The sequence below is a fragment of the Streptomyces sp. NPDC002790 genome (genome assembly GCF_040295505.1).
GTDB lineage: Bacteria > Actinomycetota > Actinomycetes > Streptomycetales > Streptomycetaceae > Streptomyces.
Window position 1 is genome coordinate 36556 of the sequence record NZ_JBEOVM010000012.1, and the last position, 26512, is coordinate 63067.

Annotated in this window: 25 protein-coding genes and 3 pseudogenes; 11 read left to right on the plus strand and 17 right to left on the minus strand. The window is 69.1% G+C overall.

What is annotated here, in order from left to right; genetic code table 11:
- Nucleotides 1-229 precede the first annotated feature (229 nt).
- The gene (locus ABT004_RS09220) at nt 230-1738 is read left to right on the plus strand and encodes an MFS transporter (protein ID WP_351333200.1); all 1509 of its coding nucleotides are present in this window, start codon (nt 230-232) and stop codon (nt 1736-1738) included.
- 103 nt (nt 1739-1841) lie between these two features.
- Here the strand turns inward: ABT004_RS09220 and ABT004_RS09225 are convergent, their stop codons facing one another.
- From ABT004_RS09225 to ABT004_RS09235, 3 genes are read right to left on the minus strand one after another with little or no spacing between them, the layout of a single operon-like run.
- Nucleotides 1842-2291 (minus strand): nuclear transport factor 2 family protein, encoded by a 450-nt coding sequence (locus ABT004_RS09225; protein ID WP_351333202.1) that lies wholly within the window; start codon nt 2289-2291, stop codon nt 1842-1844.
- Nucleotides 2288-2623, minus strand: coding sequence for a nuclear transport factor 2 family protein (locus ABT004_RS09230; protein WP_351333205.1), 336 nt, complete (start codon nt 2621-2623; stop codon nt 2288-2290). The genes ABT004_RS09225 and ABT004_RS09230 overlap by 4 nt, the downstream gene beginning before the upstream one ends.
- A 32-nt stretch (nt 2624-2655) precedes the next feature.
- Nucleotides 2656-3510, minus strand: a complete 855-nt coding sequence (locus ABT004_RS09235; RefSeq protein WP_351333208.1) for an LLM class F420-dependent oxidoreductase — start codon at nt 3508-3510, stop codon at nt 2656-2658.
- Between the two features lie 218 nt (nt 3511-3728).
- Here ABT004_RS09235 and ABT004_RS09240 point away from each other — a divergent pair, with 218 nt between their 5' ends.
- Nucleotides 3729-3929: a hypothetical protein gene (locus tag ABT004_RS09240; RefSeq protein ID WP_351333211.1), complete on the plus strand. Its 201-nt coding sequence runs from the start codon at nt 3729-3731 to the stop codon at nt 3927-3929.
- A 78-nt stretch (nt 3930-4007) separates the two neighbouring features.
- Nucleotides 4008-4775: an SDR family NAD(P)-dependent oxidoreductase gene (locus ABT004_RS09245; RefSeq protein ID WP_351333214.1), complete on the plus strand. Its 768-nt coding sequence runs from the start codon at nt 4008-4010 to the stop codon at nt 4773-4775.
- A 73-nt stretch (nt 4776-4848) separates the two neighbouring features.
- On the opposite strand, the gene ABT004_RS09250 is transcribed toward ABT004_RS09245, so the two are convergent.
- The 8 genes from ABT004_RS09250 to ABT004_RS09285 are packed head-to-tail and all read right to left on the minus strand — an operon-like array spanning nt 4849 to nt 12790.
- Nucleotides 4849-5712, minus strand: coding sequence for a TIGR03619 family F420-dependent LLM class oxidoreductase (locus ABT004_RS09250; RefSeq protein ID WP_351333216.1), 864 nt, complete (start codon nt 5710-5712; stop codon nt 4849-4851).
- Nucleotides 5709-6785 (minus strand): DUF1214 domain-containing protein, encoded by a 1077-nt coding sequence (locus ABT004_RS09255; protein WP_351333219.1) that lies wholly within the window; start codon nt 6783-6785, stop codon nt 5709-5711. Before ABT004_RS09255 ends, ABT004_RS09250 begins: the two co-directional genes overlap by 4 nt.
- A 2-nt stretch (nt 6786-6787) precedes the next feature.
- The gene (locus ABT004_RS09260) at nt 6788-7978 is read right to left on the minus strand and encodes a sulfotransferase family protein (protein WP_351333221.1); all 1191 of its coding nucleotides are present in this window, start codon (nt 7976-7978) and stop codon (nt 6788-6790) included.
- A gap of 15 nt (nt 7979-7993) precedes the next feature.
- Nucleotides 7994-8782: an SDR family oxidoreductase gene (locus tag ABT004_RS09265; protein ID WP_351333224.1), complete on the minus strand. Its 789-nt coding sequence runs from the start codon at nt 8780-8782 to the stop codon at nt 7994-7996.
- Nucleotides 8779-9159, minus strand: a complete 381-nt coding sequence (locus ABT004_RS09270) for a nuclear transport factor 2 family protein (RefSeq protein ID WP_351333227.1) — start codon at nt 9157-9159, stop codon at nt 8779-8781. The genes ABT004_RS09265 and ABT004_RS09270 overlap by 4 nt, the downstream gene beginning before the upstream one ends.
- Nucleotides 9160-9171: 12 nt before the next feature.
- Nucleotides 9172-11085: a sulfate adenylyltransferase subunit CysN gene (gene cysN, locus ABT004_RS09275; protein WP_351333230.1), complete on the minus strand. Its 1914-nt coding sequence runs from the start codon at nt 11083-11085 to the stop codon at nt 9172-9174.
- Complete coding sequence (gene cysD, locus ABT004_RS09280) at nt 11085-11990, minus strand: sulfate adenylyltransferase subunit CysD (RefSeq protein ID WP_351333233.1); 906 nt, start codon at nt 11988-11990, stop codon at nt 11085-11087. The genes cysN and cysD overlap by 1 nt, the downstream gene beginning before the upstream one ends.
- Nucleotides 11987-12790 carry a 3'(2'),5'-bisphosphate nucleotidase CysQ gene (locus ABT004_RS09285; protein ID WP_351333235.1) on the minus strand — a complete coding sequence of 268 codons (804 nt, stop codon included), beginning with the start codon at nt 12788-12790 and terminating at the stop codon, nt 11987-11989. The genes cysD and ABT004_RS09285 overlap by 4 nt, the downstream gene beginning before the upstream one ends.
- A 98-nt stretch (nt 12791-12888) precedes the next feature.
- Here ABT004_RS09285 and ABT004_RS09290 point away from each other — a divergent pair, with 98 nt between their 5' ends.
- Entirely contained in the window at nt 12889-13536 is a 648-nt protein-coding gene (locus ABT004_RS09290) for a TetR/AcrR family transcriptional regulator (RefSeq protein ID WP_351333238.1), read from the plus strand.
- A 293-nt stretch (nt 13537-13829) separates the two neighbouring features.
- Nucleotides 13830-14309, plus strand: a pseudogene (locus ABT004_RS09295) (SDR family NAD(P)-dependent oxidoreductase); the annotation flags it as partial.
- A gap of 484 nt (nt 14310-14793) precedes the next feature.
- On the opposite strand, the pseudogene ABT004_RS09300 reads toward ABT004_RS09295, so the two are convergent.
- Together ABT004_RS09300 and ABT004_RS09305 are read right to left on the minus strand one after the other, a co-directional pair.
- Nucleotides 14794-14910: pseudogene (locus tag ABT004_RS09300) on the minus strand (transposase); the annotation flags it as partial.
- Nucleotides 14911-14959: 49 nt separating this feature from the next.
- Nucleotides 14960-15331 (minus strand): MerR family transcriptional regulator, encoded by a 372-nt coding sequence (locus tag ABT004_RS09305; RefSeq protein WP_351333241.1) that lies wholly within the window; start codon nt 15329-15331, stop codon nt 14960-14962.
- 162 nt (nt 15332-15493) lie between these two features.
- On the opposite strand from ABT004_RS09305, the gene ABT004_RS09310 reads away from it, so the two are divergent.
- On the plus strand, nt 15494-16426 hold the full coding sequence (locus tag ABT004_RS09310) for an alcohol dehydrogenase catalytic domain-containing protein (protein WP_351333244.1): 933 nt from the start codon (nt 15494-15496) through the stop codon (nt 16424-16426).
- A 183-nt stretch (nt 16427-16609) separates the two neighbouring features.
- On the plus strand, nt 16610-17677 hold the full coding sequence (locus ABT004_RS09315) for an IS481 family transposase (RefSeq protein ID WP_351333348.1): 1068 nt from the start codon (nt 16610-16612) through the stop codon (nt 17675-17677).
- A 22-nt stretch (nt 17678-17699) separates the two neighbouring features.
- Here ABT004_RS09315 and ABT004_RS09320 read toward each other — a convergent pair whose 3' ends face one another.
- The 3 genes from ABT004_RS09320 to ABT004_RS09330 all read right to left on the minus strand — a co-directional run bounded on the left by ABT004_RS09320 (nt 17700) and on the right by ABT004_RS09330 (nt 21682).
- Nucleotides 17700-17882 carry a hypothetical protein gene (locus ABT004_RS09320; protein WP_351333246.1) on the minus strand — a complete coding sequence of 61 codons (183 nt, stop codon included), beginning with the start codon at nt 17880-17882 and terminating at the stop codon, nt 17700-17702.
- Between the two features lie 314 nt (nt 17883-18196).
- Nucleotides 18197-19225, minus strand: coding sequence for a LacI family DNA-binding transcriptional regulator (locus ABT004_RS09325; RefSeq protein ID WP_351333249.1), 1029 nt, complete (start codon nt 19223-19225; stop codon nt 18197-18199).
- A 15-nt stretch (nt 19226-19240) separates the two neighbouring features.
- Nucleotides 19241-21682 (minus strand): glycoside hydrolase family 3 N-terminal domain-containing protein, encoded by a 2442-nt coding sequence (locus tag ABT004_RS09330; RefSeq protein ID WP_351333251.1) that lies wholly within the window; start codon nt 21680-21682, stop codon nt 19241-19243.
- A gap of 248 nt (nt 21683-21930) precedes the next feature.
- Between ABT004_RS09330 and ABT004_RS09335 the strand changes: the two genes are divergently transcribed.
- From ABT004_RS09335 to ABT004_RS09350, 4 genes and pseudogenes are all read left to right on the plus strand, one after another.
- Entirely contained in the window at nt 21931-23271 is a 1341-nt protein-coding gene (locus tag ABT004_RS09335) for an extracellular solute-binding protein (protein WP_351333253.1), read from the plus strand.
- Nucleotides 23268-24170, plus strand: coding sequence for a carbohydrate ABC transporter permease (locus tag ABT004_RS09340; protein WP_351333255.1), 903 nt, complete (start codon nt 23268-23270; stop codon nt 24168-24170). The genes ABT004_RS09335 and ABT004_RS09340 overlap by 4 nt, the downstream gene beginning before the upstream one ends.
- Before the next feature lies 1 nt (nt 24171).
- Nucleotides 24172-25065, plus strand: coding sequence for a carbohydrate ABC transporter permease (locus ABT004_RS09345; protein ID WP_351333258.1), 894 nt, complete (start codon nt 24172-24174; stop codon nt 25063-25065).
- Between the two features lie 95 nt (nt 25066-25160).
- Nucleotides 25161-25342, plus strand: a pseudogene (locus ABT004_RS09350) (IS256 family transposase); the annotation flags it as partial.
- Nucleotides 25343-25392: 50 nt separating this feature from the next.
- Here the strand turns inward: ABT004_RS09350 and ABT004_RS09355 are convergent.
- Nucleotides 25393-26418 carry an HpcH/HpaI aldolase family protein gene (locus ABT004_RS09355; protein WP_351333260.1) on the minus strand — a complete coding sequence of 342 codons (1026 nt, stop codon included), beginning with the start codon at nt 26416-26418 and terminating at the stop codon, nt 25393-25395.
- Nucleotides 26419-26512 lie beyond the last annotated feature (94 nt).

A 26512-nucleotide genomic window follows, 5' to 3' on the forward strand; every position in this document is an offset into this window, starting at 1 on the left:
ACGACGGTGACGGGCTGCCGCTGGGCGTCCAGTTCGCCGCCGCCAGGGGCGAGGGGCTGCTCGTCTCCCTGGCCGCACAGCTGGAACAGGCAGCGCCCTGGGACACCAACTCGCCGCCGCACACGCAGGTCTGACGCTCTCCCCAGTCCACCCCCCGCATGCCGAAGCGCCTCTACGCCGCACCCTCGCGCCTCGCGCCTCGCATCCCGCACCCGGACAAAGGAACACGATGGCAGACAACGTCACCCCGCGCCCCGCGGTGGTCTCCAAAGGGAGGGCGGTGGCCGTGCTCGTCCTGGTCATCCTCCTCTCGGAGGCCGCCACCTTCGAGGTCACGATGGTGTACCCGGCGATGCCGGACATCGCCAGTGAGTTCAAGACGCTGAACATCGCCTGGGTCGCCTCGATCGTCTCGCTCGCCGGGGCCACCGTCATGCCGCTGATCGGCAAGTTCGCGGACAAGTGGGGCAAGAAGCGGGTCATTCTCGTGCTCGGCCTCATCTTCCTCGCCGGCAGCGTGATCTGCGCGCTCGCGACGTCCTTCGCCATGCTGCTGGTGGGGCGGGCCCTGGAGGGCTGCATCGTCGGGATCGTCAACCTCTCCTACAGCCTCGTGCGCGACACCCTGCCGCGCGACTTCGTGCCCATCGCCCTGGGCGCCGTGGTGACCGGGGTCGGCATGGCGGCGCTCGTCGGCCCCTTCATGGCCGGCTGGCTCATCGGGGCCCACGGCGCAGCGGGTGTCTTCTGGTTCCTCGCGCTCTACGCAGCCGTCCTGTTGCCGTTCTACGCCTTCGTCATCCCCGAGAGCCCGGTGCGCGTCGACCGCCCCGTCGACTATGTGGGCACCATCCTGCTCGGTCCGGGCATCGGTGTGCTGCTGCTGGGTATCACCCAGGGCCGGACGTGGGGCTGGACGGCCGGCTCCACGCTCACCTGTCTGATTCTCGGCGTCGCCATGCTGATCGCGTTCGCGGCGTGGGAGCGTGTCTGCAGCCACCCGCTGATCTCGCTCGATGTGCTGCTGGGCCGGAGGTTCGGTCCCACCGTGCTGGCCGTCGCGTGCGTGTCGTACATGATGAACGCGCATGCGCTGATCAGCCCCACCTTGCTGCGGACACCGGAAGGCATCCCCGGACTCAGCTACGGCGCCGGGCTCTCCGCCACCGAACTGGCCCTGTGGACCTGTCCGTTGGGCCTCGTCGCCATGTTCGTCGGCCCGCTCGGCGGCTATCTGACCACGAGGATCGGAGCCCGCAACGTCCTCATCGCCGGCGCCGCCTGCTTCCTCCTGGTCATGCTCCTCGGTTCCCGACTGTTCACCGTGCAGTGGCAGATCGGCCTGGTGTCCCTGGCCGCCGGCTGCGCCAACGGCTTCCTGCACTCCTCCAACGCCAACCTGCTCCAGGACTCCCTGCCCGTCTCACAGAACGCGGTGGGCAACTCGATCGCGGGCATGACCACAGTGCTGTCCGCCGGTATCGCCACGGCGCTCACGGGCGTGGTCATGTCCGGCCATGTGCTGACGGTCGACGCGGCCGCCGGCTCCGTGGTCTACGCCGACAGCGCGCTCACCCATGCGTACGCGTACGCGGCGGCGGTGGGTGCCGTCGGCATGGTGGTCGCCCTGCTGATGAAGCACGGCCGTGCCCCGGCGCGCGGCGGTCTGATCGAGCCGGCGGAGGCGCTCCCGCCGGTCGGGGACGCACGGGTGCCCGCGAGCGGCGCGGCGGGCTGACTCCCCGGCGCCGCCCTGTTGGATATCCCGCGCCAACAGGCCCGCGCGGTACGGCCGCTGCTTCACGGCAGCGGCCGTACGGCGCGGGCCGTCGGGCGGCCGCCTATGCCTCCGGGTCGTCCGGCGGACGCAGCACGCCGAAGTCGCCCAGCTGGATCGTCATGCTGAACTTCCGGGCGTACAACGGCCATTGGCCGTCCGAGCACACCCAGCGGTCGTCGTACTCGCCGCAGCACTCGAAGAAGTGGCCCGCCCACGGGCCCGCGCCCTGGTGGTGCACGCGCGCGTACGTCAGGGACCGGGCCCGGTCGCCGCCCACCGTCACCCGGTGGTTGCCGAGGAGGTGCTGGGTGGGGCCGCAGCCGCCGAGATGGTCCCGGACCTTGGCGAGGATGTTCCGCACGCCGGAGGCGCCGTAGCCGGTCGAGTCCGCGGTGAAGGTGGCGCCGACACCCGGCCAGTCACGGGTGTCGAGTGCCGAGGCGAGCCGGGCGAGTGCCTCGGTGATGAGCCGGTGGTCGTCGACGCCCTGGTGCACCGTGTCCGCGGTCATGCTCCGTCCACCACCCCGGAGGCGAGCAGTTCCGGGGACTCGGTACGGCCGTCCAGGACCCGGTTCGTACGGACGGTCACGCGCCGGCCGCCGTCGGGGCCCCGGCGCAGCCGCCAGTGGTTCGCCGTGGCGCGGCGCAGGGTGAACGCGCCCGTGTCCGGATCGCGGACGGCCATGGTGGTGCAGCAGACCGCGTCGGCCTCGTTCCCGCGCACGCGTACGCGCGGTGCGCCCAAGACATGGGCGTAGCCCTGGGCGATCCACCGTTGGTGGTTGGGGGAGCGGACCATGGCCGCGATCTCCGTGCGCCCGGTCATCTCGGTGTCGCTCAACGGCCGTTCGCTTCGGTCGGGTTGAGGGGACGTCAGAGCTCGCGGGCCAGCGTGTACAGGGCGTCCAGCTGCTCGCAGTAGTGGTCCGCGGACCGTGCGGAGATGGAGGCGGACAGTAGCGTGGCTCCCGCGTCGCGCAGTCGGGTCAGGGCGGCGGCTGTGTCCTTCGGCGCCCCCGTCGGGTCGAGGGGGCGGCCGGGTGCGAGGATGATCTCGAAGCCGTCCGGCAGTTCGGTCTTGGCGAGCATGTCGCGCAGTCGGTCGGGCGCGAGGCCGAACGGCACCCAGCCGTCCGCCAGTGAGGCGGCCCGGCGCAGCGAGCGCGGGGTCCGGCCGCCGACCCACAGCGGGACGGATTCCTGCACGGCGTGCGGTTCGACGACGAAGTCCTTGAAGGAGTAGTGCTCGCCCCGGTACTCCGGGACCCGCTGGGACAGCGCGGCGCGCAGGGCTCGTAGGGCGTCGTCGGCGCGTGCCCCGCGGGCGGTGAACTCGGCGCCGAGCAGGTCGAATTCCTCGGCGAGGCTGCCGACGCCGAGTCCGAGCGTGACGCGGCCGTGGCTGAGTCGGTCCAGGGTGCCGTAGCGCTTGGCGATCTGGAGCGGGTGGTGGTAGCCGAGGACGAGTACCTGGGTGACCAGCCGGATGCGGCTGGTCTGCGCGGACAGGTGGCCGAGCGTGGCCAGTGGGTCCCAGTAGGTGCCGCCGCGTTCCCGGGCGACGTCGACGGGGACCGCCACGTGTTCGCTGCAGGTGAGGTGGTGGAAGCCGAGTCGGTCGGCGGTGCGCGCGATCAGGCTCAGCTCGTCGATGCCGGCGTCCGCCTCCCAGGGGGAGGCGGCGCCCGGCAGCTGCACCACCACGGGTGATGTGATCCCGATGCGCATGGAGTCTCTCCTCGTACCGTCGGCGGCGTGCGTGCTGTTCAGGCGATTCGTAACGCAGGACCGGGAGTTGGAGGCGGCCGGTCCCGCTGATCGGGAGGTCGGCCGCGGCAGGCGCGAAGAGCCTCCGGCGGAATCCCGTGCACACCTCTTCCTCCTGGTCCCGCACGTTGCTAGCTTCCAAAAATAGAATTCATTTCAGGAGAGCAGGAGGAGGGCCCATGACGGTTGTCAATGACGTGGCTGCTGTGGACACGCCCGCTCGCAAGGAGCTTCCGCCGTCGATGGTCGAGCGGATGACGCTGATCATGGACACGGCGAGTTCTTTCCACAGCCTCATGACCGCGATCGGCGAGGCCGCGGTCGGCGGCCGGATACGGGTCCGAAGCGACGAGCCGGACAGCGGGCCGGGGACTTCCTGAAGCACCCCGATCGGCCACCGGCCACCGGTCATCGGTCATCAAGGCACGGGATCCCGGACGGGAGAGAGAAGCCGGAACATGCAACTCGAAGGACGCGTCGCGATCGTCACAGGAGCCGGCGACGGCATCGGCGCCGCGGTGGCCCGGTGGTTCGCCGCCGAGGGCGCCGGCGTTCTGGTCGCGGAACTGAACGAGGAGACTGGCCGCGCCACCGCCGAGCGGATCGGCGGCCGCTTCGTCCGCACCGACGTGGGCGACAAGGCGCAGGTGCGGGCGATGGTCGACACGGCGCTCGAGGAGTGGGGCGGCGTGGACATCCTGGTCAACAACGCCTGGTCGCCCGGGAACGTGGGCCGTGTCGAGGACAAGACCGACACGATGCTGGCCCGAGGCCTTGGCATCGGGTTCTACGGGCCGTTCTGGGCGATGCAGGCATGCTTCCCGCACATGCGCCGGCGGGGATGGGGACGTGTCATCAACATGTGCAGTCTCAACGGTGTCAACGCCCACATGGGAACCCTGGAGTACAACGCCGCGAAGGAGGCCCTGCGCACCCTCACCAGGACCGCGGCGCGCGAGTGGGCGCCGACCGGAGTCGTCGTCAACGCCATCTGCCCCGGTGCGAAGAGCGCCGCCTTCCACCGGATGATGAGCGAACACCCCGAACTCGAGGCCCAGGCCGCCGCCATGAACCCCATGGGCCGGATCGGCGACCCCGACCGCGACATCGCCCCCGCGGCGGTGTTCCTCGCCGGAGAGGGCGCCCGCTACGTCACCGGCAACACGCTCTTCGTCGACGGCGGGGCGCACATCAACGGGGTGGCCTGGGCGCCGGACCTGCCCTGAGCGGCCCGTAGGCACGTGTCACTGTCCCCCGAGGCGATCGCCTCGGGGGACAGTGGTCTTCGGCCGACCGGATTCAGCCGATGTGCTCGGCGGCGAACTCCCTGAGGGAATCCTGTTTCTCCTCGACCGGGCCGTCCATCGGCAGCCCCTTCATCGCCCACGGTGACACCGTCACGTTGGTGACACCCGCGGCCGCGAGCTCCGCGTAGCCCTCGGCGCCGTGGCGATCGGCGCCCGACGCCTGGATGTCGAAGGGCCGGTCGGCGGTGCCGAACTCCGCGCGCAGGGCGCGCAGTCGCGCGATGGTCGTGACCAACTCATCGAATCCCATCAGCGCCGAGGTCCACCCGTCGCCGACCCGGGCCGCGCGCCGCAGCGCCGCGTCGGTGTGGCCGCCGACGACGAGGGGGACCTCGCGCGGCGGAGCGGGGCTCATCCGGAGCCTGTCGAAGTCGTAGAACTCGCCGTGGTGTTCGACCATGCCTCCGCCGAGGACGAGCCGGATCACCTCGATCATCTCGTCGACCCGCGCACCCCTGCGCTCGTACGGCACCCCGCACCACTCGAACTCCTCGGGCGCCCAGCCGACCCCGACACCCAGCTCGAACCGTCCCTGGGTGAGGTTCGCGACCGTGCCGACCTGTCTGGCCAGGAGCAGCGGGTTACGGGAGCCGAGCTTCAGCACGTTCGTCCGGAAGACGAGGGACCGGGTCACGGCGCCCATCGCGGCGGCGGCGATCAGCGGGTCGGCGAACGGGGCCTCCTCGGTCCACATGCGCCGACCGTCGGACGTATAGGGGTACTTCGCGGCGGCGCGCTCGGAGAAGAACACCGAGTCCGGCAGCGCGACGGCATGGAATCCGCACTCCTCGGCCGTCCTCGCCAGCGGCACGAGCTGGTCCAGCGGCACCATGGCCGGCGCGAGCGTGAACCTCATAGCCCCGCACCCGGCAGCTTCACGACCTTCGACGTCGGGATGGGATGCGCATCGGCCTTGATCCAGCGCAGCGCGAAGGTGCCCTCACGGTGCCCGTCCGTGTTGATCCAATTGCCGTGGCCCGGGTCCTTCGCCGCCACCACGATGGTCAGGGTGCCGTCGTCGTTGAGCTTCGCCGTGTGGTTGTTGAGGTAGATGTTGGTGCGGTGGTAGTCGAGGGATTCCATCCAGAAGTTCTGGAGCACGAAGTTGAAGTACTCGCAGTTCGGTACCTCGGTCTCGATCACCCACTCCTCGTCCTCCGCCAGTTTCCAGTAGCCGTGGAGATAGAAGATCGTCGGGTCCCCGCCGGCCTTCTGGAAGTAGTCCTGGCCCCAGTCCACGATCTCGTTGGGCCGAGGCGCGAACTTGCGGCACCACTCGAGGAAGGTGTTCGCGGTGCCGCGGACGTTGCCGACGGCCGCGGTGAGCCGCTCGCCGATCTGCTCGGGGGTCAGCGGGGTGAACTCGCCGTCCGGGTCCAGGCATTCGATGGTCAGCTCGGCGGGGATCTCGTGGGGGCGGTCCTGGTGGGTCTGCCGCACGGAGATGAGATTGCTGTCCGGTGCGAGCGGGAGCCAGTCGCCTTCCGCGGGCTTGTCCACGCTCGCGATGATCGAGAACCCGCCGTGCTCGTCGACCGTGAGGTCGTGGGCGTGCAGATCGCCGGTCTGCAGCATGGTGCCGTCGATGTGGTAGCGGTTGACGCGTGACCCGAACGTCACCAGCGGTATGGTGCCGCGCCTGCCGGTGATCCGGTAGGTGTGCCTGCCGGAGATGTTGGCACGCATGTAGACGTTGTCGGGGTTGTCGGCCCCGATCTTGGTGCTCATGTTCGGGTTGGGCGCCGATGTGAAGCTCGGCCAGCGCGGGTCGGTGTACTCGACGCAGTTGATCGTCGCGTACCGGAGCAGACGGCTCAGGTAGCGGACGCCCTCGGCCTGCGTCAGCGGATCCTGCGGCACGATGTCGTCCTGCAGGACGCTCCCGGCGTCCAGCAGATCGGCGCAGAACTTCTCCCATACGGCGTTCATGGTCATTCCCCTTGCTCGGTCGGATGTGTGCGGACACCGGGTCGTGCGTGGGTGGCGAAGTGTTCGTCGACCTCGGCCCCGGTCAGGCCGAAGTCCTCCAGGTAGTAGCGGTGTTCGGGGCGCCGGTGGGCGCCCAGGCTCCTGCGGTGCGAGGCCTCGATCGCCTCGCGCGCGACGGCCGTGAACTCCAGGCCGAAGTGGCCATAGATGTCCTCGACGGTGCCGAGCGGATCGGTGACGAAGTCCTGGTAGTCGACGTCGAGGAACTGCCGGGGGTCGTAGCGGCGGCGGGCCGTCTCGAAGTGCTCGATTCCCCGTGACCACAGGGCGAGTTGGGTGCGGCCGATGGTCTTCCGGTCGTATGCCTCGGACATGTCGTGCTTGCCCTGCTCCGCGAGGCTGCAGGTCGAGGCCATCGCCGTGCGCGGCGCGCGGTGCGTCCGGATGATGAGGGCGTCCGGGTAGATCCGCATGATCTCGTCGAGCGCGAAGACATGGCTGGGGTTCTTGAGCACCCAGCGCTTCTCCGGGTCGTTCATGCCGATCAGTTGCAGGTTCTTCTTGTGCCGGGCGTAGGTGTCGGTCCAGTCCTGTCCGGCCAGCCACGTCGAGTACGTGGGGAGGTACGAGACGCACTCGAAGGCCACGGAGCGCATCGACTGCTGCAACAGCTGCCAACATTCCTCGACTTCGTCGGCGTCCATGAAGTGCACCTTCATCAGCTCCGCCTCGTTGCGCCGACGCGCGGCGAAGTGGGCCTGGACGCGCTGGAAGTCGGGGTGGTCCGGCCAGTCCTCGCGGGTGGGCCGCGGCTGCGGGGCCTCGGCGAGCCATGTCTCGATGCCTTGCTGGCCGGGGTCGGCGGACAGCAGCCGGTGCAGCGCGGTGCTGCCCGTGCGCATGAGGCCGCAGACGAAGACCGGCCGTTCGATCGGTACCTCGGTGTGCTCGGGATGCCGGGCGAACGCCGCCTCGCTGAGCACCCTGCCCTTCAGAGCCTTCGTCAGCATGGCGCGCGCGATGGTCCTGCCGTGCGGGGTGAGCCGCGCGTCGTTGTCGAAACTGGAGATCAGTACGTCGAGGCCCTCGCGGAAGTCGTCGTCGCCGAAGTCGGTGAGCCCGGTCGCCTCGGTGGCCAGTGCGAGGAGTTCGTCGGCGGTCCCGACCGTGGGGGAGTGATGGTGGACGGTCATGTGTGTCTCTCCGGTTCAGTGGTGGGCGTGCCCGCAGTTGACGTCCAGGCACTGCCCGCTGATCGCCCGCGCGTGGTCGGAGGCGAGGAACACCGCGGTGTTCGCGATGTCGTCGGGTTCGGGCAGCCGGCGCAGATCGGTCTCCGCCGCGATCTCGTCGTAGAGCACGCTCGGTTCGACGCCGCGCTCGCGCGCCAGGCGCTCGAACCACGCCTGGACCGAGTCCGCCCAGATGTAGCCGGGCGCCACGGAGTTGACGCGCACCCCCTGCGGCCCGAGCTCCAGGGACAGGCTCCGGGCGAGGGCCAGCAGCCCCGCTTTCATGACCCGGTAGGTGCCGAACCCCGGCAGCCGGTTCCGCAGCACCATCGAGTTGATGACCACGATCGAACCCTGGGCCTCCACGAGCGCGGGCGCGACCTTGCGGGTGAGGCTCAGGGCCGCCAGCAGGTTGATCTCGAGCCCCTGGCGTACGTCGTCGGGTTCCGCGTCGAGGAGCCGGACCTGGGCGGGCTGGACGAACGCGTTGTGGACCACCGAGTCGAGGCGGCCGAAGGCGTCGTGCGCCTGCTGCGCGAGGTTCTCGACCGAGGCGTCGTCGGTGAGGTCGGCCGGCACCACGGCGGCCTCGCCACCGAGGCCGCGGATCTCGTCGGCGACCGCGTCCAGCCTGGACCGGGTGCGGGCCGCGAGCACCAGCCGGGCTCCGGCGAGGGCGCTGCGTACCGCGAGGGAGCGGCCGAGGCCAGGGCCCACCCCGGACACCAGGACGACCTTTCCCTCCAGCAACGGGATCCGGGTCACGGCGCCCACTCCACCGGGTCGGCGAGCGCCAGGGGATCGAGGACCACGCTGAGCGAGACGATCCGGCACGCGTCGTCGAACTCGAACAGGTCGGTGGCCACGAAGGGAGTCATGCCGGCCCGCTCGACACGGAGTTGTGTCGCGGCGAATCTCCCGGTCACGGTGATCGGCGAGAGCAGGCCGACGGTGAAGTCGACCTTCGCGTTCTCGGTGTCGAACGCCCGGATCTCGTCGACCCCCCGGTAGGCGGCGACACCGAGCGGCTCGTGCTGGACGGCGTCCTCGGCGAACAACGCCACGAGCGCGTCGACATCGTGGCTGCCGAGGTGTCTAACATAGGACTCGATGGCCGAGTGGATTTCTTCCCGACTGGGCATGGGGCTCCTTTGTCAGGCGATGGCGCCGCGCGAGCGAAGCACGTCGACGATCCGGTCGGCCGCCTCCGCCGGCGAGGCGGACGTGGTGTCGATCCGTACCTCGGGGGAGAGCGGGGGCTCGTAGGGCGAGTCGATTCCGGTGAAACGGGGCAGCTCGCCGCGGCGCGCCTTCCGGTAGAGCCCCTTCGGGTCCCGCGCCTCGGCGACGTCGAGCGGGGTGTCCACGTGCACCTCGCAGAACCGCTCGGGCCCGACCAACTCCCGGGCCGCCTCCCGCTCGGCGCGGAAGGGCGAGATGAACGACGCGATGACGACCAGACCCGCGTCGGCCATCAGCCGGGCGACCTCGGTGACGCGCCGGATGTTCTCCACCCGGTCGGCATCGGTGAATCCGAGGTCCCGGTTCAGGCCGTGGCGCACGTTGTCGCCGTCCAGGAGATAGGTGTGCACGCCGAGCGCGTGCAGCCGGCGCTCGATCTCGTTCGCGATCGTCGACTTCCCGGAGCCGGACAGGCCCGTCAGCCACAGGACCTGGGGGCGATGGCCCATCAGCTCCGCGCGAGCGCGTTCATTGACGTCGACCACCTGCCAGTGCAGGTTGTCCGCGCGCCGCAGCGGGTGCGCGATCATGCCGGCGCCCACCGTGTTGTTGCTCAGCCGGTCGATCAGGATGAAGCCGCCGGTGTCCCGGTTGGCGCTGTACGCGTCGTACGGCACCGGGCGGTCGAAGCTGATGTTGCAGACGCCTATCTCGTTGAGCGCGAGGGTGTTCGCCGCCGCCTTCTCCAGCGTGTTGACGTTGATCCGGTGCTTGGGCCGGGTGATCCGTGCCTGCACGGTCATGGTGCCGATCTGGCAGAGATACGAGCGCTCGGGCAGCATCTCCTCCTCACCCATCCACACCAGGTGAGCCTCGAACTGGTCGGCGACACCGGGCGCGTCGTCCGCCACGGCGAGCACGTCACCGCGGCTGACGTCGATCTCGTCGGTCAGCGTGACCGTGACCGACCGGCCGGCCGTGGCCTCCGTCAGGTCGCCGTCCCTGGTGACGATCCGGGCGACCGCCGACTCCCGGCCGCTCGGCAGCACCCGCACCCGGTCGCCCGGCCGCACCACGCCGCTGACGATCTGACCGGAGAACCCGCGGAAGTCCAGGTCCGGCCGGTTCACCCACTGCACGGGCAGCCGGAACGGGGCGGCGCGGAGGTCGTCGTCGATCTGGGCGGTCTCCAGGTGCCCCATGAGCGTCGGGCCTCGGTACCAGGGGGTGTTGGGGCTGCTCTCGATGAGGTTGTCCCCGACGTACGCCGATATCGGGATGGCCACGACGTCGCTCAGACCGATCTCGTCGGCGAAGGCGGAGTACTCGCCGACGATCCGGTCGAAGACCTCCTGCGAGTAGCCGACGAGGTCGAGCTTGTTGACCGCGAGCACCACGTGCCGGATGCCGAGGAGCGACACCAGGTAGGAGTGCCGGCGGGTCTGGGTGAGCACGCCCTTGCGGGCGTCGACCATGATCACCGCGAGGTCCGCGGTCGAGGCCCCGGTCACCATGTTGCGGGTGTACTGCTCGTGGCCGGGCGTGTCGGCGACGACGAACTTGCGCTGTTCGGTGGAGAAGTAGCGGTAGGCGACGTCGATCGTGATGCCCTGCTCGCGCTCGGCGGCAAGCCCGTCGACGAGCAACGCGAAGTCGAGGCCCTCGCCTTGGGTGCCCATCTTGCGGGAGTCGGTCTCCAGCGCGGTGAGTTGATCCTCGAAGATCAGCTTGGACTCGTAGAGCAGCCGGCCGATCAGGGTGGACTTGCCGTCGTCGACGCTGCCGCAGGTGAGGAAGCGGAGCATGCTCTTGCTCGCGTGCTGCTCGAGGTACTGCTCGATGTCGTCGGCGATCAGATCGGTCGCACGGGTCAACGAACGGGTCATCAGAAGTAGCCCTCCTGCTTCTTCTTCTCCATCGACGCACTGCTGTCGTGGTCGATGACGCGGCCCTGGCGTTCCGATGTGTGGGTCAGCAACATCTCCTGGATGATGTCGGTCAGGGACTCGGCGACGCTCTCCACGGCCCCGGTGAGCGGGTAGCAGCCGAGTGTGCGGAAGCGCACGCTTCTCAGCTCGGGTTCCTCACCCGGCAGCAGCGGCATCCGCTCGTCGTCGACCATGATCAGCGTGCCGTCGCGTTCGACGACCGGTCTCCTCGCCGCGAAGTAGAGCGGCACGATGGGGATGTGTTCCTGCCGGATGTACTCCCAGACATCGAGCTCGGTCCAGTTGGACAGCGGGAATACGCGCACGCTCTCGCCGGGCGACTTGCGCACGTTGTACATCCGCCACAGTTCGGGGCGCTGCTTCTTCGGGTCCCACCGGTGTTCGGCCGAGCGGATCGAGAAGATGCGCTCCTTGGCCCGCGACTTCTCCTCGTCCCGGCGCGCACCGCCGAACGCGGCGTCGAACTTGTAGAGGTCCAAGGCCTGTTTGAGCCCCTCCGTCTTCCACATGTCGGTGTGCACGGCCGACCCGTGGGTGAAGGGGTTGATCCCCTTCTCCACGCACTCGGGGTTCCGGTACACCAGCAGGTCCAGATCCGCGGCGGCCGCGGTCTCGTCGCGCAGGGCGTACATGTCGCGGAACTTCCACGTCGTGTCGACGTGCAGCAACGGGAACGGCAGTTTGGACGGGTGGAACGCCTTGCGCGCGAGGTGCAGCATCACCGCGCTGTCCTTGCCGACCGAGTAGAGCATCACGGGGTTCTCGCTCCCCGCGACCGCCTCCCGCATGATGTGCATGCTCTCGGCCTCGAGCCGTTCGAGGTGGGTCAGAGTGGGTGTCATCGTCCAAGTACCCCCAGCGCACGGTCCGTCAGTTCGGGACGGCAGATGAGCAGATCGGGCAACCAGGGGTTGGCCTGGTTGTAGTGCGGCTCGGATCCGTCGATCCGGGACACGTGCAGTCCGGCGGCGCGGGCGACCGCGACGGGCGCCGCCGAGTCCCACTCGTACTGGCCGCCGGCGTGGGCGTAGATGTCGGCCTCGCCGCACACCACGGCCATCGCCTTGGCCCCCGCCGAGCCCATCTCGATCAGTTCGGCGCCGAGCGCCTCGGCCATGGCCATCACCGGCTCGGGCCGACGGGTGCGGCTGACGGCCACGCGGGGCACGGCGGGCAACGTGGCGGGTGCGGCGAATGTGTCCGCCGTCGAGAAGGTGACACCGAGGCCGGGCATCGCGACGGCGCCGGCTACCAGTCGCCCCGCCTCGACCAGCGCGACATGCACGGCCCAGTCGGAACGTCCCGGTTCACCGAACTCGCGTGTGCCGTCTAGGGGGTCGACGATCCACACCCGGTCTGCCGCGAGCCGGGCGGGGTCGTCGGCGCCCTCCTCGGAGAGCACCGCGTCGCCGGGGAATCGCTGGGCGAGCGTGGCGACCAGAAAGTCGTGCGAGAGCCGGTCACCCGTCGCGCGCACCTCGGAGGGATCGGCGCCGGCGCGTTCCCGGTCCGTGCGATGGGCGAGCAGCAGGGCACCGGCCTCGGTGGCGGTCTCCGCCGCCGCCCGCCCGTCGGCGGCGCGGCGCCGAGCGCTCCGGGAGGAGTGCGTGAGCACAGTTGATGACGCATCAGGGTTCGTCATGGGGAGGACTGTAGACCCGGAATGAACATCGTTCAATCCATTCTGAACAACGTTCGTTCTTGGCTCTCCGTGCCGGCAGGGCCGACTAATGTGAGCGCATGAAGGATTCGAACAAGAAGTCCGTCTACGGCGACGCGGAGGCGCGGCGCCGGATGACGCTGGACGCGGCCGCCGAGCTCCTGGACGAGGGCGGGTACGCGGCACTCACCATCCGGTCGGTGGCCCAGCGCGCGGGCACCAGTACCGGGCTGATCTACCAGTACTTCGCGGACAAGGAAGAGATCTTCATCGCCCTGCTCAGCGAGAGCCAGATCGAATCCACCGCCTTCGTCGAGTCTCTCCCCAGGGATCAGGGCGTCGCGGCGCTGCTCGCGTCGGTGATCCCCCACTCCGCCCGTCAGTGGAGCCGGGTGGGCAGCCTGACCGCGACCTGGAGCAACTCCGAAGGCGACGCTCGGTACGATCGCAAGTCGGTCCTCGAACTGCGCGAGACGGCACGCCGCTACGACGAGGCGCTGCACACCGCTCTCATCGAGGCGGCCGACCGGGAGGGCCGCACCCTGCGCGAGGATCCCGCACTCGTCCGCTTCGTGGTGGCCGCGCTGATGGGCGTCAGCGAAAACCTCGCCAACAACTGGGCCCAGCACCTCGATCCGCAGGACTTCATCGCCTTCGCCGCCGACACCATCACGCGAGGCATCACCGCACCGGGTGCGACCGAATCCTCCGGCCGACCGGTGGGGTGAGACCGCTGCAGCCTCGAGCCGGTCCGGCAGGTGCGCCAATCGCAGCGGGCTCGGCGGCGGCAGCACACCGCGGGCAGGGTGGCTGCGGAAGGACTCCAGGAGGTACGCGACGAGTCGGCGGGAGGCCGCCGGGCCGTCCGGGAGTGCGGTGACCAGCGCGTCGTTGGTCAGCCAGACGATTCCCGGGTCGGACGGGTGGACGTCGGGCCGCAGCGCGCCCGCGGCCTGGGCCCGGCGCACCAGATCGGTGATGTCCTGCTGGAAGTCCGTGGGCTCCTGGTCGGGCGCGGCGCGCCAACGCCGGCATCGGCACCGCAGCTCCGTTCGGCGAGGTGACGGAGGAACTGATCGACTCGCTGTTCGTCACCAACGTCAAGGGAGCGATCTTCACCCTGCAACTAGCGCTGCCGCTGCTCAGTGCAAACGCTTCGGTGATCCTGACGGGATCGACCGCCGGGACACGGCCTGACCCGGGACTCGAGGTCTACGGAGCGACGAAGGCCGCGGTCCGCAACCTGGCCCGCGGTTGGGCCCACAGCTCGCGCGCGCATGGCTTTCGGGTCAACGTCGTATCCCCGGGTGGTACACGCACCCCTGGCCTGCTTGAGCTGGTCCCGCCCGAGGTTCTCGAGCAAGCAGAAGGTGAAGTCCCTCTTGGTCGGCTCGCCGAACCCGAGGAGATCGCCGCCGTGACGACGTTCCTTGCCTCGGACGCGTCGAGTTTCGTCAATGGTGCCGAGTTCTTCGCCGACGGTGGTTACGCGCAGGTGTGAGTGCTCTCTTCATGGAAGGGCCGGACTCCGAGACCCTCTGGGCTCGTAACACGATCACGATCCGGGCCACTTGAGGCGTCTCCACGCACGCGCGGGTCGTTGGCGGTGTGCGCCCCGAAGACGGGGTTCCCTATCGGGCGTACTTGCTGTCCCGGTCCCGGAGGAGGAAGCGCTGCGACTCCAACCGGGGCCCCTGGGTGGGCGGTGGGGCCGGAGTGCTGCTGCGTGGGGTAGATGCCGGCTGCGTGGAGGATCTCCCGGACTGTGGACGGGGCGATCGGGTAGCGGACGCGGGCGATCTGACGGCGCAGCACCGCGTTCTCATGCCGTAACGCGAGAGTCTCTGCGTCTTTGGCCGTGCGGCTGCGCAGTACGGCAGAAAGGCACCTTGATCAGGCTCCGGACCAGGGTGGTGACGGTCGACAGTGACATTGAAGGATCAAAACTGTATTTCCGAGCGGGACACGTGGGTGGCAACACCGGAGCGGAACTCTGACAGCACGCTGTGGTCGACGCCCGGATCCTGAAGGTCCAGGCCGAGTGCGTACTTCCAGGCGAGGTTCTCGCGAACCTCGTCAGCAGCCTGTCGGTCGGTCAGATTCGCGGCCTAGTTGTGTTGTTGCATGAGGTTGGTTACGCGACAGGGCCTCTCACTCTCCGGCGTCATCGAATCCGTCGCGCAGGGCTCGCAGCGCCTCCAGCTGCCGCGCGGTGCGGTCGTGAAGTTCTTGGAGTAGGGCGATACGGCCGTCCAGGGCTCCGACGGCCTGGGTGTATTCGCTCTCATCGAGTGCCTCGTAGGTCTCCGCATCGCAGACCGCTCGCACGGTAGAGGTGATCTCGTCGAGGGTCAGACCGTAGTCGAGCAGAGTCCTGATATTGCGCACCCGGCGGGCGTCGCTGTCCTGGAATTCGCGGTATCCGTTGGGCAGGCGAATCGAACACAGCAGGCCCGCTGCCTCGTAGTGGCGGATCTGCCGGGGCGAGGAACCGGAGATCTGCGCCAGCTCACCAATCTTCATGAGGACGCTCCCTATGGGCACGGTGCGCGCTTGACCTTGACACGGATGTCAATGTCTACCTTAACGCTCAGGAGAAACCGCGGCGAATACTGCTTTTGCCGCATAACGGGTCGATGGCAGCTTCGTCGTCCCGAAGGCCCTGACAGCACAGGAGGAGTCATCATGCTGCGTGTCGAGTTCGATCGTTTCGGCCCGCCCGAGGTCCTGGAAGTGCGGGAGCGGCCGGAACCGCTGCCGACCCGAGACCGCATCCGAGTACGGGTCCGGGCCCGCACCGCCAACGTCAGTGATGTGGAGCTCCGGCGCGGCGACACCCCGCAACGACTCAAGGATCTCGGCCTCGCCTTCCCCGCCGTACTGGGCTGGGACTTCGTCGGTACTCTCATCGATCCGGCTCCGACGCTCCCCGCCGGCTCCGCTGTGGTTGGTTTCGTCCCTTGGCTCGGTTCGGAGGTGGGCCGCGGCACCTATGCGGAGGTCATCAGTGTCGCGCCGCAGTGGGTGGCCGCGCTGCCGCCGGACCTCGATCCGGCGCGTGCCGCCGTCTTCGCGATGAACGCCCTGACTGGCGCGCAGGCCACCGATCGCATGGGGCCCCTTGAGGGAGCGAACATCCTGATCGTTGGTGCTGGCGGCCCGGTGGGCATGAGCGCTGCCACCGCGGCTGCAGCTGCGGGGGCGCATGTCTATGTCACCGGCTCGATGGCAGACGAGGCGCTTGCCGCTCAGGGCTACGCGGGAGGGCTCCTTCGTGGCACGCCGGAGGAGATGGCCACTGCGGCCCGTGAGGTGGTGCCGGGTGGCATGGACGCGGTCTTCAACGCCGCAGTTGCGGGCCCCGGGCTGATCCGCGCGGTGAAGGACGGCGGCGCCTTCGTCTCCATTCACGTCGCCGACAAGAACGAGCCGGAGCGCGGCGTCGCCGTCGAGAAGGTCGTAGTACAGGCCGACCCTCCTCGCCTGACCTCCCTGCTCACCACGTCTCTCCTCGACCGGATCCGCATCGAGACGCTCCCGCTTGCCCAGGCACGCGAGGCCCACGAACGCCTCGAGCGCGGTGGCCTTGCCGGGCGCAAGATCGTGCTGGTCTCGTAGGGCCACCTCTTGCGCGGATACGGAGAGTGGCAGCAACGGCGACGCCGACGTCTCCCACGCACGCTGACAGGCCAGCCGCAGACAGCCGCCTGGCAAGGCATCCCCGAGGGGAGCCGTCCTGGTGGCCTGGCCGCTGGGAGACCGAGGGCGTCCGGATGCGCATGAACTCCGCGTCCTGACATGGTGGGCCACCCCAACGCACCGCTGACACCGGAAGGGCGTCGCCGGCTCTGCGAGCGAGTGGACGCCGGACGCCCGATCGCGCATGTTGCGGCCGAGGCCGGCGTTTCACGGCGCTGCCTGGGCAAGTGGTACGCCCGCTGGACGGCGCACGGCGAGAACGGACTGCTCGACCGCTCCTCCCGGCCGGATGCCAGCCCGGACCACACCGCCGAGGAGGTCGCGGACCTGGTGGAGGCGCTGCGACGGCAGACCAAGTACGGCCCCGTCCGCCTCGCCGCCGACCTCGAACGCCTGCACGGCATCACTATCTCCCCGGCCACCGTGCACCGTGTTCTGGTCCGGCGAGGTCTCAACCGGTTGCGCGACCTGGACCCGCCCACCGGCGAGCAGATGCGCGAGGTCATCCGCTACGAGTACGAACACGCTGGTGACCTGGTCCACGTCGATGTCAAGAAGCTCGGACGCATCCCCGAGGGCGGCGGCTGGCGCATGCACGGTATGGGCACCGAAGCAGCTCGCGCCTCCAAACGGACCGGTCCAGGCAACGGCAAAGTCGGCTACGCGTACCTGCACTCGGCGCTCGACGACCACTCCCGGCTCGCCTACACCGAGGCCCTGGACGATGAAAAGGCCGTGACCGCGGTCGCCTTCTGGCACCGCGCCGTCGCCTTCTTCGCCGCCCATGGCATCGCCCCGCTCCGCCGCTGCCTCACCGACAACGGTGCCTGCTACCGCTCCACGACCTGGGCTGACGCGCTCACCGTGACCGCCACGAAGCACAAGCGCACCCGCCCCTACACCCCGCGCACGAACGGGAAAGTGGAGAGATACCAGGGGACGCTCGCCCGCGAGTGGGCATACGTCCGCGACTACAGCTCCGAGCACGAACGCCGCATCGCACTCGCCGAGTTCGTGAACTACTACAACCACGAGAGACCACACGCCGCGCTCGGCGGCCGACCACCCATCAGCCGGACTGCCGGAAGCGACTACCGCCTCGTCTTCGACCAGCCGCCAGAACCGATCGCGGGCATCCCGCAACAGCTCACCTTCGAGGACCTCGTGTAACCAACCTGGTGAGACACGACACCTAGTGCACCACCGTGACCACTTGGCCGAACGCGTCAGCAAAGGCGGCGTCCGGGAACGGCTCGCCGAGCCGGTCATGGACCTGCACCGCCAGCGGCGCCTCCCGCCTGCCCCGGTACGTCGCCCGGATCGCCGCCGTGACCTGCGGATCCGGCTCAGGCCAGGACTGTCGCTGCATCGGCACGACACACTCCGATCTCCAAGGAAGCACGACAAGACCAGCGACCAGCATGATCCCGTCCGCAGGAATCGTCGTTCCTCAGTGACCAACTCCGGCTCACCGTATGTGAATTGGATCAGCCGCAAGATCGCGCAGTGCTCGCCACGCCGCCGAGATCGAGAACCGGTCGGACAGTATCTGCACGGTCGCATCCGTCGGCGTCGGCGAGGGTCCCAGTCCTGCCGGGCGAGAAGCTGCGCGTCGATGCTTCCGTTGCTTGTGAATCGACCAGCGAAGCGGTGAACACCGAACGAGGGGCTGATGCAGGCCAGGCGTACCTACGTTCGCGTCGACGCCTCTTCCTGAGGCGGCGCGGTCGACGCCCGTACGACGAGTTCCGTGGCGAGTTCGATGTGGTGGGACTCGACCCGCTCGCCGTTCGCGAGGCGCAGCGCGGTGCGCAGCGCGACGCCGCCCATCTCGCGCAGTGGCTGGCGCACGGTGGTCAGCGGCGGTGACGCCATCCGGGCCAGGTGTGTGTCGTCGAAGCCCACCACGCTCAGGTCCTCGGGGATGCGCAGGCCGCACGTTCGGGCAGCCTCGATGGCGCCGAGGGCGATCTCGTCGTTGCCCGCGAAGATCGCCGTCGGTGGTTCGTCCAGTCCAAGGAACGCGGTGGCGCCGAGCAGGCCGGCTCGGTGCGTGAACGCTCCGTGCCGGACGTAGGTGTTGGGCGTCGGGGCGCCCGCTGCCTCCAGGGCGGCGCGGTAGCCGTGCATGCGGGCCTGGTTGCACACGGCCATGGTCGGTCCGCCGAGATAGCCGACGCGGCGGTGGCCGAGACGGAGCAGATGCCCGGTCGCGGCCAGGCCGCCGGCGAAGTTCGTCGCTCCGACGCTGTGAACCTGGCTGTGCGGCAGGTGGAGCGGGTCGAGGACCACCAGCGGAAGTCCGGCCTTGGCCAGCTGCTTCACATGTGCGGAGGTGTACATGCTGGTGACCGCGATGAGAGCGTGCCGCCCCGCCGACACCAGGTCCCGCGCCCAGTGCGGGGCGGGTGATGACTTGCTGATCACGACCGAGGTGCCCAGTTCGGCGGCGGCTTCGATGATGCCCTCAAGGGCTTCGACCGAGTACGTCTTGAGGTCGTTGTTGAACTGCACCTCGATCGTCGGGTTCTTCGCGGCCTCGCTGTGCCGGAACACCGGGGCCAGGTAGTCGTGCTCGCGAAGCAGCACCTGCACCCGGGCACGGGTCCCCGGCGCCACGTCGCTGCGGTCGTTGACCACTTTGGACACGGTCGCGACGGAGACCCCCGCCTCGCGGGCGATGGTCGCCAGGGTGGTGCGTCTAGCGTGCGGTGGCATCGGCTTCTTCCAGGGTTACGTCCACTCCGGGGTGACGTCCACCGGTGTGGTGAACCGCCGGTCGTGGCCGACCTCCCGGGTGGGGCCCGTCAACCGTACGGTAGCCCGGCAGGGCAGCTCCTGCGACGAGGTGCCGACCTGCACGTCGACCTCGCCGGGTTCGACGATCCGGGTGAGATCGCGTCCGGTGAACGCGGTCCGGTCGGCGTGCACCCGGAAGTTCACGCGCGCACTCGCCCCCGGATCGAGGTCGACCTGCGTGAAGCCGGTCAACTGCCGTACGGGTCGCGTGACTTGGGCGACGGTGTCGCGCAGATACAGCTGGACGACCTCGCGCCCCGACCTGGCACCCGTGTTGCGCACAAGCACCGACACCGTGAACTCCCCGTCGGTGGGGATGTCGTGCGCGCTCACGCGCAGGTCCCCGATCTCGAACGTGGTGTACGACCTGCCGAATCCGAAGGGGAACAGCGGCGTCGGGTCGACGCTGCTGATGCCCTGCGTGTGTGCGCCGAGCGGCGGCTGCAGATACGTGCCGGGCTGTCCGCCCCGGCGGCGCGGAATCTGCACCGGCAGCCGGCCCGCCGGCTGGACGCGCCCGGTCAGCACACCCGCGATCGCCGCCGCACCCTCTTGTCCCGGCATGAACGCCTGGACGAGGCCGGCCGCCCGGGGATGCACCTCGCCGAGCGCGTACGGGCGACCGGACAGCACGACCACGACCACGGGCGTCCCGGTGGCGAACAGCTCCGCGAGCAACTCGGCCTGAACACCCGGCAGTTGTAGGTCCTCCACGTCGCAACCCTCGCCGGACGTGCCTGCTCCGAACAGACCCGCGCGGTCGCCCACCACCGCGATGCACAGCTCCGCCTCGCGGGCCGCGGCCACCGCCGCGGCGAAGCCGGACCGGCCCTCCTCGCGCACGTCGCACCCCGGCTCGAAGACGATCTCGGAGTCCGGGAGTTCGCCGCGCAGCGCGTCCACGACCGTCGGCGCGGAGATGCCGAGCGGCAGACCGGGGTGGCGGGGCAGAACGTGGTTCGGGAAGGCGTAACAGCCCATGAGGGTGCGCGAGTCGGCCGCGCACGGCCCCACCACGGCGATTCGCCCCGGCGCCGCACGCCCCGCATCCGCGTCGAGGAGCGGCAGCGCGCTGCCCTCGTCGAGCAGCACGACGGATCGCTCGGCCAACTCCCGCGCAAGGGCCCGGTTGTCCGGTGAGTCCAGGTCCGTTGCCGCGGCCGAGGCGACCGAACCCTCGGGCGTCCAACCGGGATCGAGAAGGCCGAGCTCGACCTTCTGGGTCAGCAGCCGGCGCACCGCCCGGTCGAGCAGGGACTCGGCAAGCTCGCCACGACGGACCCGTTCCTCCAGGTGCCGGCCGAACGTGAGGGTGTCCGGCAGCTCCACGTCGATGCCCGCGCCGAGCGCCATCACGCCCGCCTCGCCGAAGTCGGCCGCGACCCCGTGCAGGCCGGAGAGGAACGCCAGCGACCCGTAGTCGGAGACGACCGTGCCGGTGAACTGCCACTCTTCGCGCAGCAGTTGGGTCAGGAGCCAGGGGTCGGCTCCGGCCGGTACTCCGTCGATGTCGGAATAGGAGTTCATCACGGAGCGGGCACCGCCCACCGCGATCGCCGTCTCGAACGGTGGCAGGATGACATCCATCAGTTCGCGTCGGCCGATCGGTACGGGGCCGTGGTTGCGGGCGCCGCGGGCGGCCGAGTACCCGGCGAAGTGCTTCAGGGTGGTGATGACACCCGCGCCCTCCACCCCGCTGACGTACGCGGCACCGAGCATCGACACCAGGTACGGGTCCTCGCCCATGGTCTCCTCGACCCGGCCCCACCGGTAGTCCCGCACCACGTCCAGGACCGGTGCGAGCCCCTGGTGCACTCCGACCGCCCGCATGTCCCTCCCGATCGCCCCGCCGAGGCGGTGCACCAGGTCCGGGTCGAAGGCCGCCGCCCACGCAAGCGGAGCGGGGTAGACGGTGGCGCCGTAGGTGTTGAACCCGGTGAGGCACTCCTCGTGGGCCAGGGCCGGGATGCCGAGCCGGGAGCTCTTGACGACCGCGTGCTGCTGCGCGACAAGCAGGTCCGCGCCCTTCTGTACGCTCACCGGACGGCTGCCGTACACCCGCGTGAGGTGGCCGAGCCCGTCCTGCGCCGCCTCCTCGAGCGGAACCCGCCCCGCCTCCTCGAACACGGCCTCCAAAGGGGCCACTTGAGGTCGCTCGGCCTTCCCGTCACCGGCCTTCCCGTCACCGGTGTCGCCGTCGTCGGCCGCTTTGCGCCCCACGAAGTTGCCGAGCCAGCGGCTGCCGAGCTGTGCGACCTTCTCCGTCACCGTCATCTCGGCGAGCAGTGCGTCGACCCGGTCGGACACGGGCAGCACCGGGTCCTGCCAGCGCGGCAAGACCTGCCCTTTCCCGGCAAGTGAATCAGCTGCGGACATGCGCATCCTCCTCTGTCCTCAGCCGCAGCGTGTCGAAACATTTTCGATGTCTGTCGCGGCTTCTGTGTGCGTCGTGTCTGCCGGACGCTACGCACAAGTGCCTTGCCCCACAACGTTATTGCGCATGCCTTGACACCCCCGTGCCCGCTACCTAATTTGCACTCACAGAGCTAAACGCTGGTTGGATTTCGAAAAGTTTTCACGGTGGCTCATGAGCTGCCGACGGCTCCCGAGTGCGGAGAACAGATATGGAAATCCCCCTCTCACGACGTCCCGTCTCAAGACGGACCGCCCTCGGCATCGCCGCCGGCGTCCCGCTCTCCGCGGCGCTCGCGGCCTGCGGCTCCTCAGGGCCCAGCAAGAACGGTGCCGGCGGCAAGGGAGCCACTTACTGGTACCTGAGCGGCCAGCCCGACGAGGGCGTCAGGGCCGATACGGTGGCGGCCTTCAACAAGTCCCACCCCAAGAGCCAGATCGCCGGCACCGCCTTCCAGAACGACGCGTTCAAGACGAAGATCAAGACCGCCATCGGCGCCGGGAAGGCGCCCACCATCATCAAGAGCTGGGGCGGCGGGACGCTGCGCAGCTACGTGGCGGCGAGCCAGGTCGAGGATCTGACCCCGTGGTTCGAGCAGCACCCCGAGGTCAAGAAGACCCTGTTCCCCACCTCGTTCCCCGCGGCGACCGTCAAGGGCAAGATCTACGCGATGCCCGTCGAGCGGGTGCAGCCCATCTTCCTCTACTACAACAAGAAGGTCTTCGAAAAGGCCGGTGTGAGGCCGCCGCAGTCGTGGGACGACATCATGTCCCTGGTTCCCAAGTTCAACGCCAAGGGCATTGCCCCGTTCTCGCTCGGCGGGCAGTCCCGGTGGACGAACATGATGTGGCTGGAGTTCCTCTTCGACCGCATCGGCGGCCCCGAGGTGTTCCAGGCCATCTTCGACGGCGAGAAGAACGCCTGGTCCGACCCCGCCGCCATCAAGGCCCTTGGCATGGTGCAGGACCTGGTCAAGGCCAAGGGTTTCGTCAAGGGCTTCTCGTCGATCACCGCGGACTCCAATGCCGACCAGGCGCTCCTGTACACCGGCAAGGCCGCGATGATGCTGCACGGCTCCTGGTCGTACGGCATCCAGAAGCACGACGGCGGTGACTTCGTCTCCAGCGGCGGCCTGGGCTACATGAACTTCCCGTCCGTCGCGGGCGGCAAGGGCGATCCGAGCAATACCGTCGGCAACCCCGGCGAGTACCTGTCCATCTCCTCGAAGGCCAGCGCGGAGGAGAAGAAGATCGCCAAGGAGTTCTTCGCCAAGGGCATGCTGCAGGATGCCGAAGTGAAGGCGTGGATCGACGGCGGCGGCGTTCCGGTCAAGGTGGGCACGGAGAAACTGCTCGCCGCTTCCAAGGACGCCGATTTCCTGCAGTTCACGTACGACATTGCCACCAAGGCCAAGACGTTCAGCCAGTCCTGGGACCAGGCGCTCAGCCCGACGGCGGCGGAGACGCTGCTCGACAACATCGCCAAGCTGTTCCAACTGTCCATCTCGCCCAAGCAGTTCGCCACCAACATGAACAAGGTCATCGGTACATGACCTCGCTCACCGCCCACCCGCCGCGTCGCGGTCGGCGCAGCATCCTGCCGTGGCTGACCGCGCCGGCGCTGGTGGTCTTCGTCGGCTTCGCCGTCATCCCGCTCGTCGGCGTCTTCGCCCTGTCCTTCACCACGTGGGACGGCATCGGCGCCATCCACCCCTCGGGTCTGACCAGTTGGCGGTCCGTGCTCAGCAACCCCGGCCTGCCGCACGCGGTGTTGGTGACGTTCGGGGTGATGATCGCGTCCTGGGCGTTCCAGACGCCGATCAGTATTCTGCTCGGTACGTTCATGGCGGGACGCCAGCGCTACCGGGCGCTGCTCGGAGTGGTGTACTTCATCCCGCTGATGCTCAGCTCAGCCGCGATCGCCGTCGCGTACAAGGCACTGCTCAACCCGACATTCGGGCTCGGCGCGGGACTTGGCGTCGACTGGCTCAGCAAGGACTGGCTGGGACGGCCCGGACTCGCCTTCGGCGTCGTCATCTTCATCGTCTCCTGGCAGTTCGTCCCCTTCCACTCGCTGATCTACCAGGGTGGTGTGCAGCAGATTCCGAAGTCCCTTTACGAGGCGGCCCAGTTGGACGGCGCCGGGCGGATCCGGCAGTTCTTCAGCATCACGCTGCCCCAGCTGAAATACACCATCATCACGTCGTCGACGCTGATGGTGGTCGGATCGCTGACCTTCTTCGACCTGATCTACGTCCTGACCGAGGGAGGACCAGGAGACGCCACCCGGGTCCTCGCGCTCGACATGTACAAGCGGGGCTTCCAGGCCAACCTGATGGGTCCGGCCAGTGCCATCGCGGTCATCCTCGTCCTGGTGGGTCTCGCCTTCGCCCTGCTGCTGCGCCGGCTCGGCGGCAGGGATGCCGCCGCGAGCCAGCTCGAGGGAGCCTGACGTGACGACCACACTGACCAAGGCACAGCGTCAGGAAGAGACCGCCCGTCGCGAGCGGCGCCCCCGCCCAGCCACTCAGCGCCGCAACTGGCTCGGCGGCCTGGCCGGCTGGTTCTGGCTCGTCATAGTCGCCGTTCCCCTGTACTGGACGCTCATCACCAGCTTCAAGGCCCAGAGCACCTACTACGCGAGCAACCCGCTGGTCCCGTCCGGCGACCCCACTCTCGACAACTACCGCCTCGTCCTCGAAAACGACTTCGTCGGCTACTTCGTCAACAGCGTCGTGGTCACCGTCGGCGCGGTGGTGCCGGCGGTTGCGATCTCCTTCATGGCCGCCTACGCGATCGTGCGCGGCGGCCGCGCCCGCTACCTGCGCGCGGTCAACGGCCTGTTCCTCATGGGCCTGGCCATCCCGCTGCAGGCGACGGTGATCCCGGTGTACCTGATCATCATCAGGCTGCATCTGTACGACAGCCTGCTGGCGCTGATCCTTCCGTCGATCGCCTTCGCCATCCCACTGTCCGTGCTCGTCCTCGCCAACTTCATCCGGGACGTGCCCAAGGAACTGTTCGACTCGATGCGGGTCGACGGCGCCACCGAGTGGGGCACCCTGTGGCGCCTCGCGGCCCCGCTCACCCGCCCCGCCATCATGACCGTGAGCATCTTCAACGCGCTGACCATCTGGAACGGATTCCTGCTCCCGCTGATCCTCACGCAGAGCCCCGACATGCGGACCCTGCCGCTGGCCCTGTGGACCTTCCAAAGCGGCGAGCACGGCGTCAACGTCCCCGCCGTTCTCGCCTCTGTCGTCCTCACCACGCTGCCGCTCCTGATCCTGTACGCGTTCGGCCGCCGGCAGTTGCTCAGCGGCCTGACGGCCGGGTTCGGCAGGTGACTGGGCCGGATGTGCTCGGACGCGCCTGGCGCGGTGGCGTCCGAGCGGATCCGGCGGCTATTGGCCGAGCGCGAGGACGTTCACATCCGTACGGGTCTGTGACGGCCCGTGGGCCCTTCCCCACGGAACAGGCCGCTCTGAAGTGTGTCTACCTGGCCGTGTCATGAGCCTGGATCCCACCGGCACCGGACGCAAACGCTGGACCATGCGCTGGAAGGCCGCGCTCCAAGCCTTCGACATCACCTTCGACGGCCGACTCACCGCCGGTCGCAGCTAGATCAACCCGACCGAGTTCCACCGATCGCTACACAGACCCGGGCTGGGGTATCAGGAGCCTGGCGCGCCACACCGCGGTGGACGCCCGGCCGGTGTCCGGCGCGGCAGCCGCCGTGCGTGCCTGCTGCAACTGGTCAGCGGCGGCGTTCGCGAGCAGTGCCACGTCGGAGGTGACGGCGAAGAACGCGCCCCGGCGGCCAGCCAGTCGGGCAGGTGGGCGGCAGAGCCCATTACTCCGGCGGGAGACGTCTCGGCGCGGGCCGCACGGATCGCTGCGCAGGATGCCGCGACGACATCGGGGTGACCGGGGTTGCCCGCGTGGCCCATGGACGCGGCCAGGTCGGAGGGGCCGAGCAGGACGGCGTCGGCTCCGGGAGTACGGGCGATGGCGGCGGCGTTCTTCACAGCGGTCGCCGACTCGATCTGCACGATCACACCTGTCGTGGTGTCGGCGGCGGCTTGGTAGTCCTCGAACCGGCGCCACCGTGAGGAACGCCCGAGGCCGCTGCCCATGCCGCGGATGCCGTGCGGCGGATAGCGGGTCGCGGCGACAGCTGCGGCGGCGTCCTCGGCCGTGTCGATCATTGGGATGAGGAGGGTACGGGCGTCGATCTCCAGGTATCGCTTGACGGTGACGGGGTCCGCGGACGGCAGGCGCACCACGGCCTCGGTCCGGGGGCGGCCGGCGGGCAGGCTCGCTGCGGCGCTGTCGATCGCCTGGAGTTCGCGGAGCACGGAGCGCACGTCGTTGGGGGCGTGTTCGGCGTCGATGAGCAGCCAGTCGTAGCCGATGCCCGCGAGGATCTCCGCCGGGTACGCGTCGGCGAGCGCCAGCCAGAGGCCGACCTGTCGTTCACCGGCCCGCAGGCGGTGCAGGAAGGTGTTCGTGGGGGTGGGGTGGGTGTGCGTCCTGAGAGTGGAGTCGGCCCTGCTGGCCGCGCTCGGCGACGACCGGCTCAAGGTTCTGGAAGCCTTGTCGCTGCTCGTGCGGTCGATGGAGTCGAGGCTCGCGATTGCCTCGAAGGAGGCACCGGCGGGTGAGTTCGCGGGAGGACTCGGCGGCCCGGAGTCCTTCATCGCGGGTGGGGAGTGTGGGTGCGCATCTTGATTTCCCGGGGCCGCGGCGAGATCGCGTGAGAGGCGCCGGCAGCCGGAGCGCTCACGAGCGCGC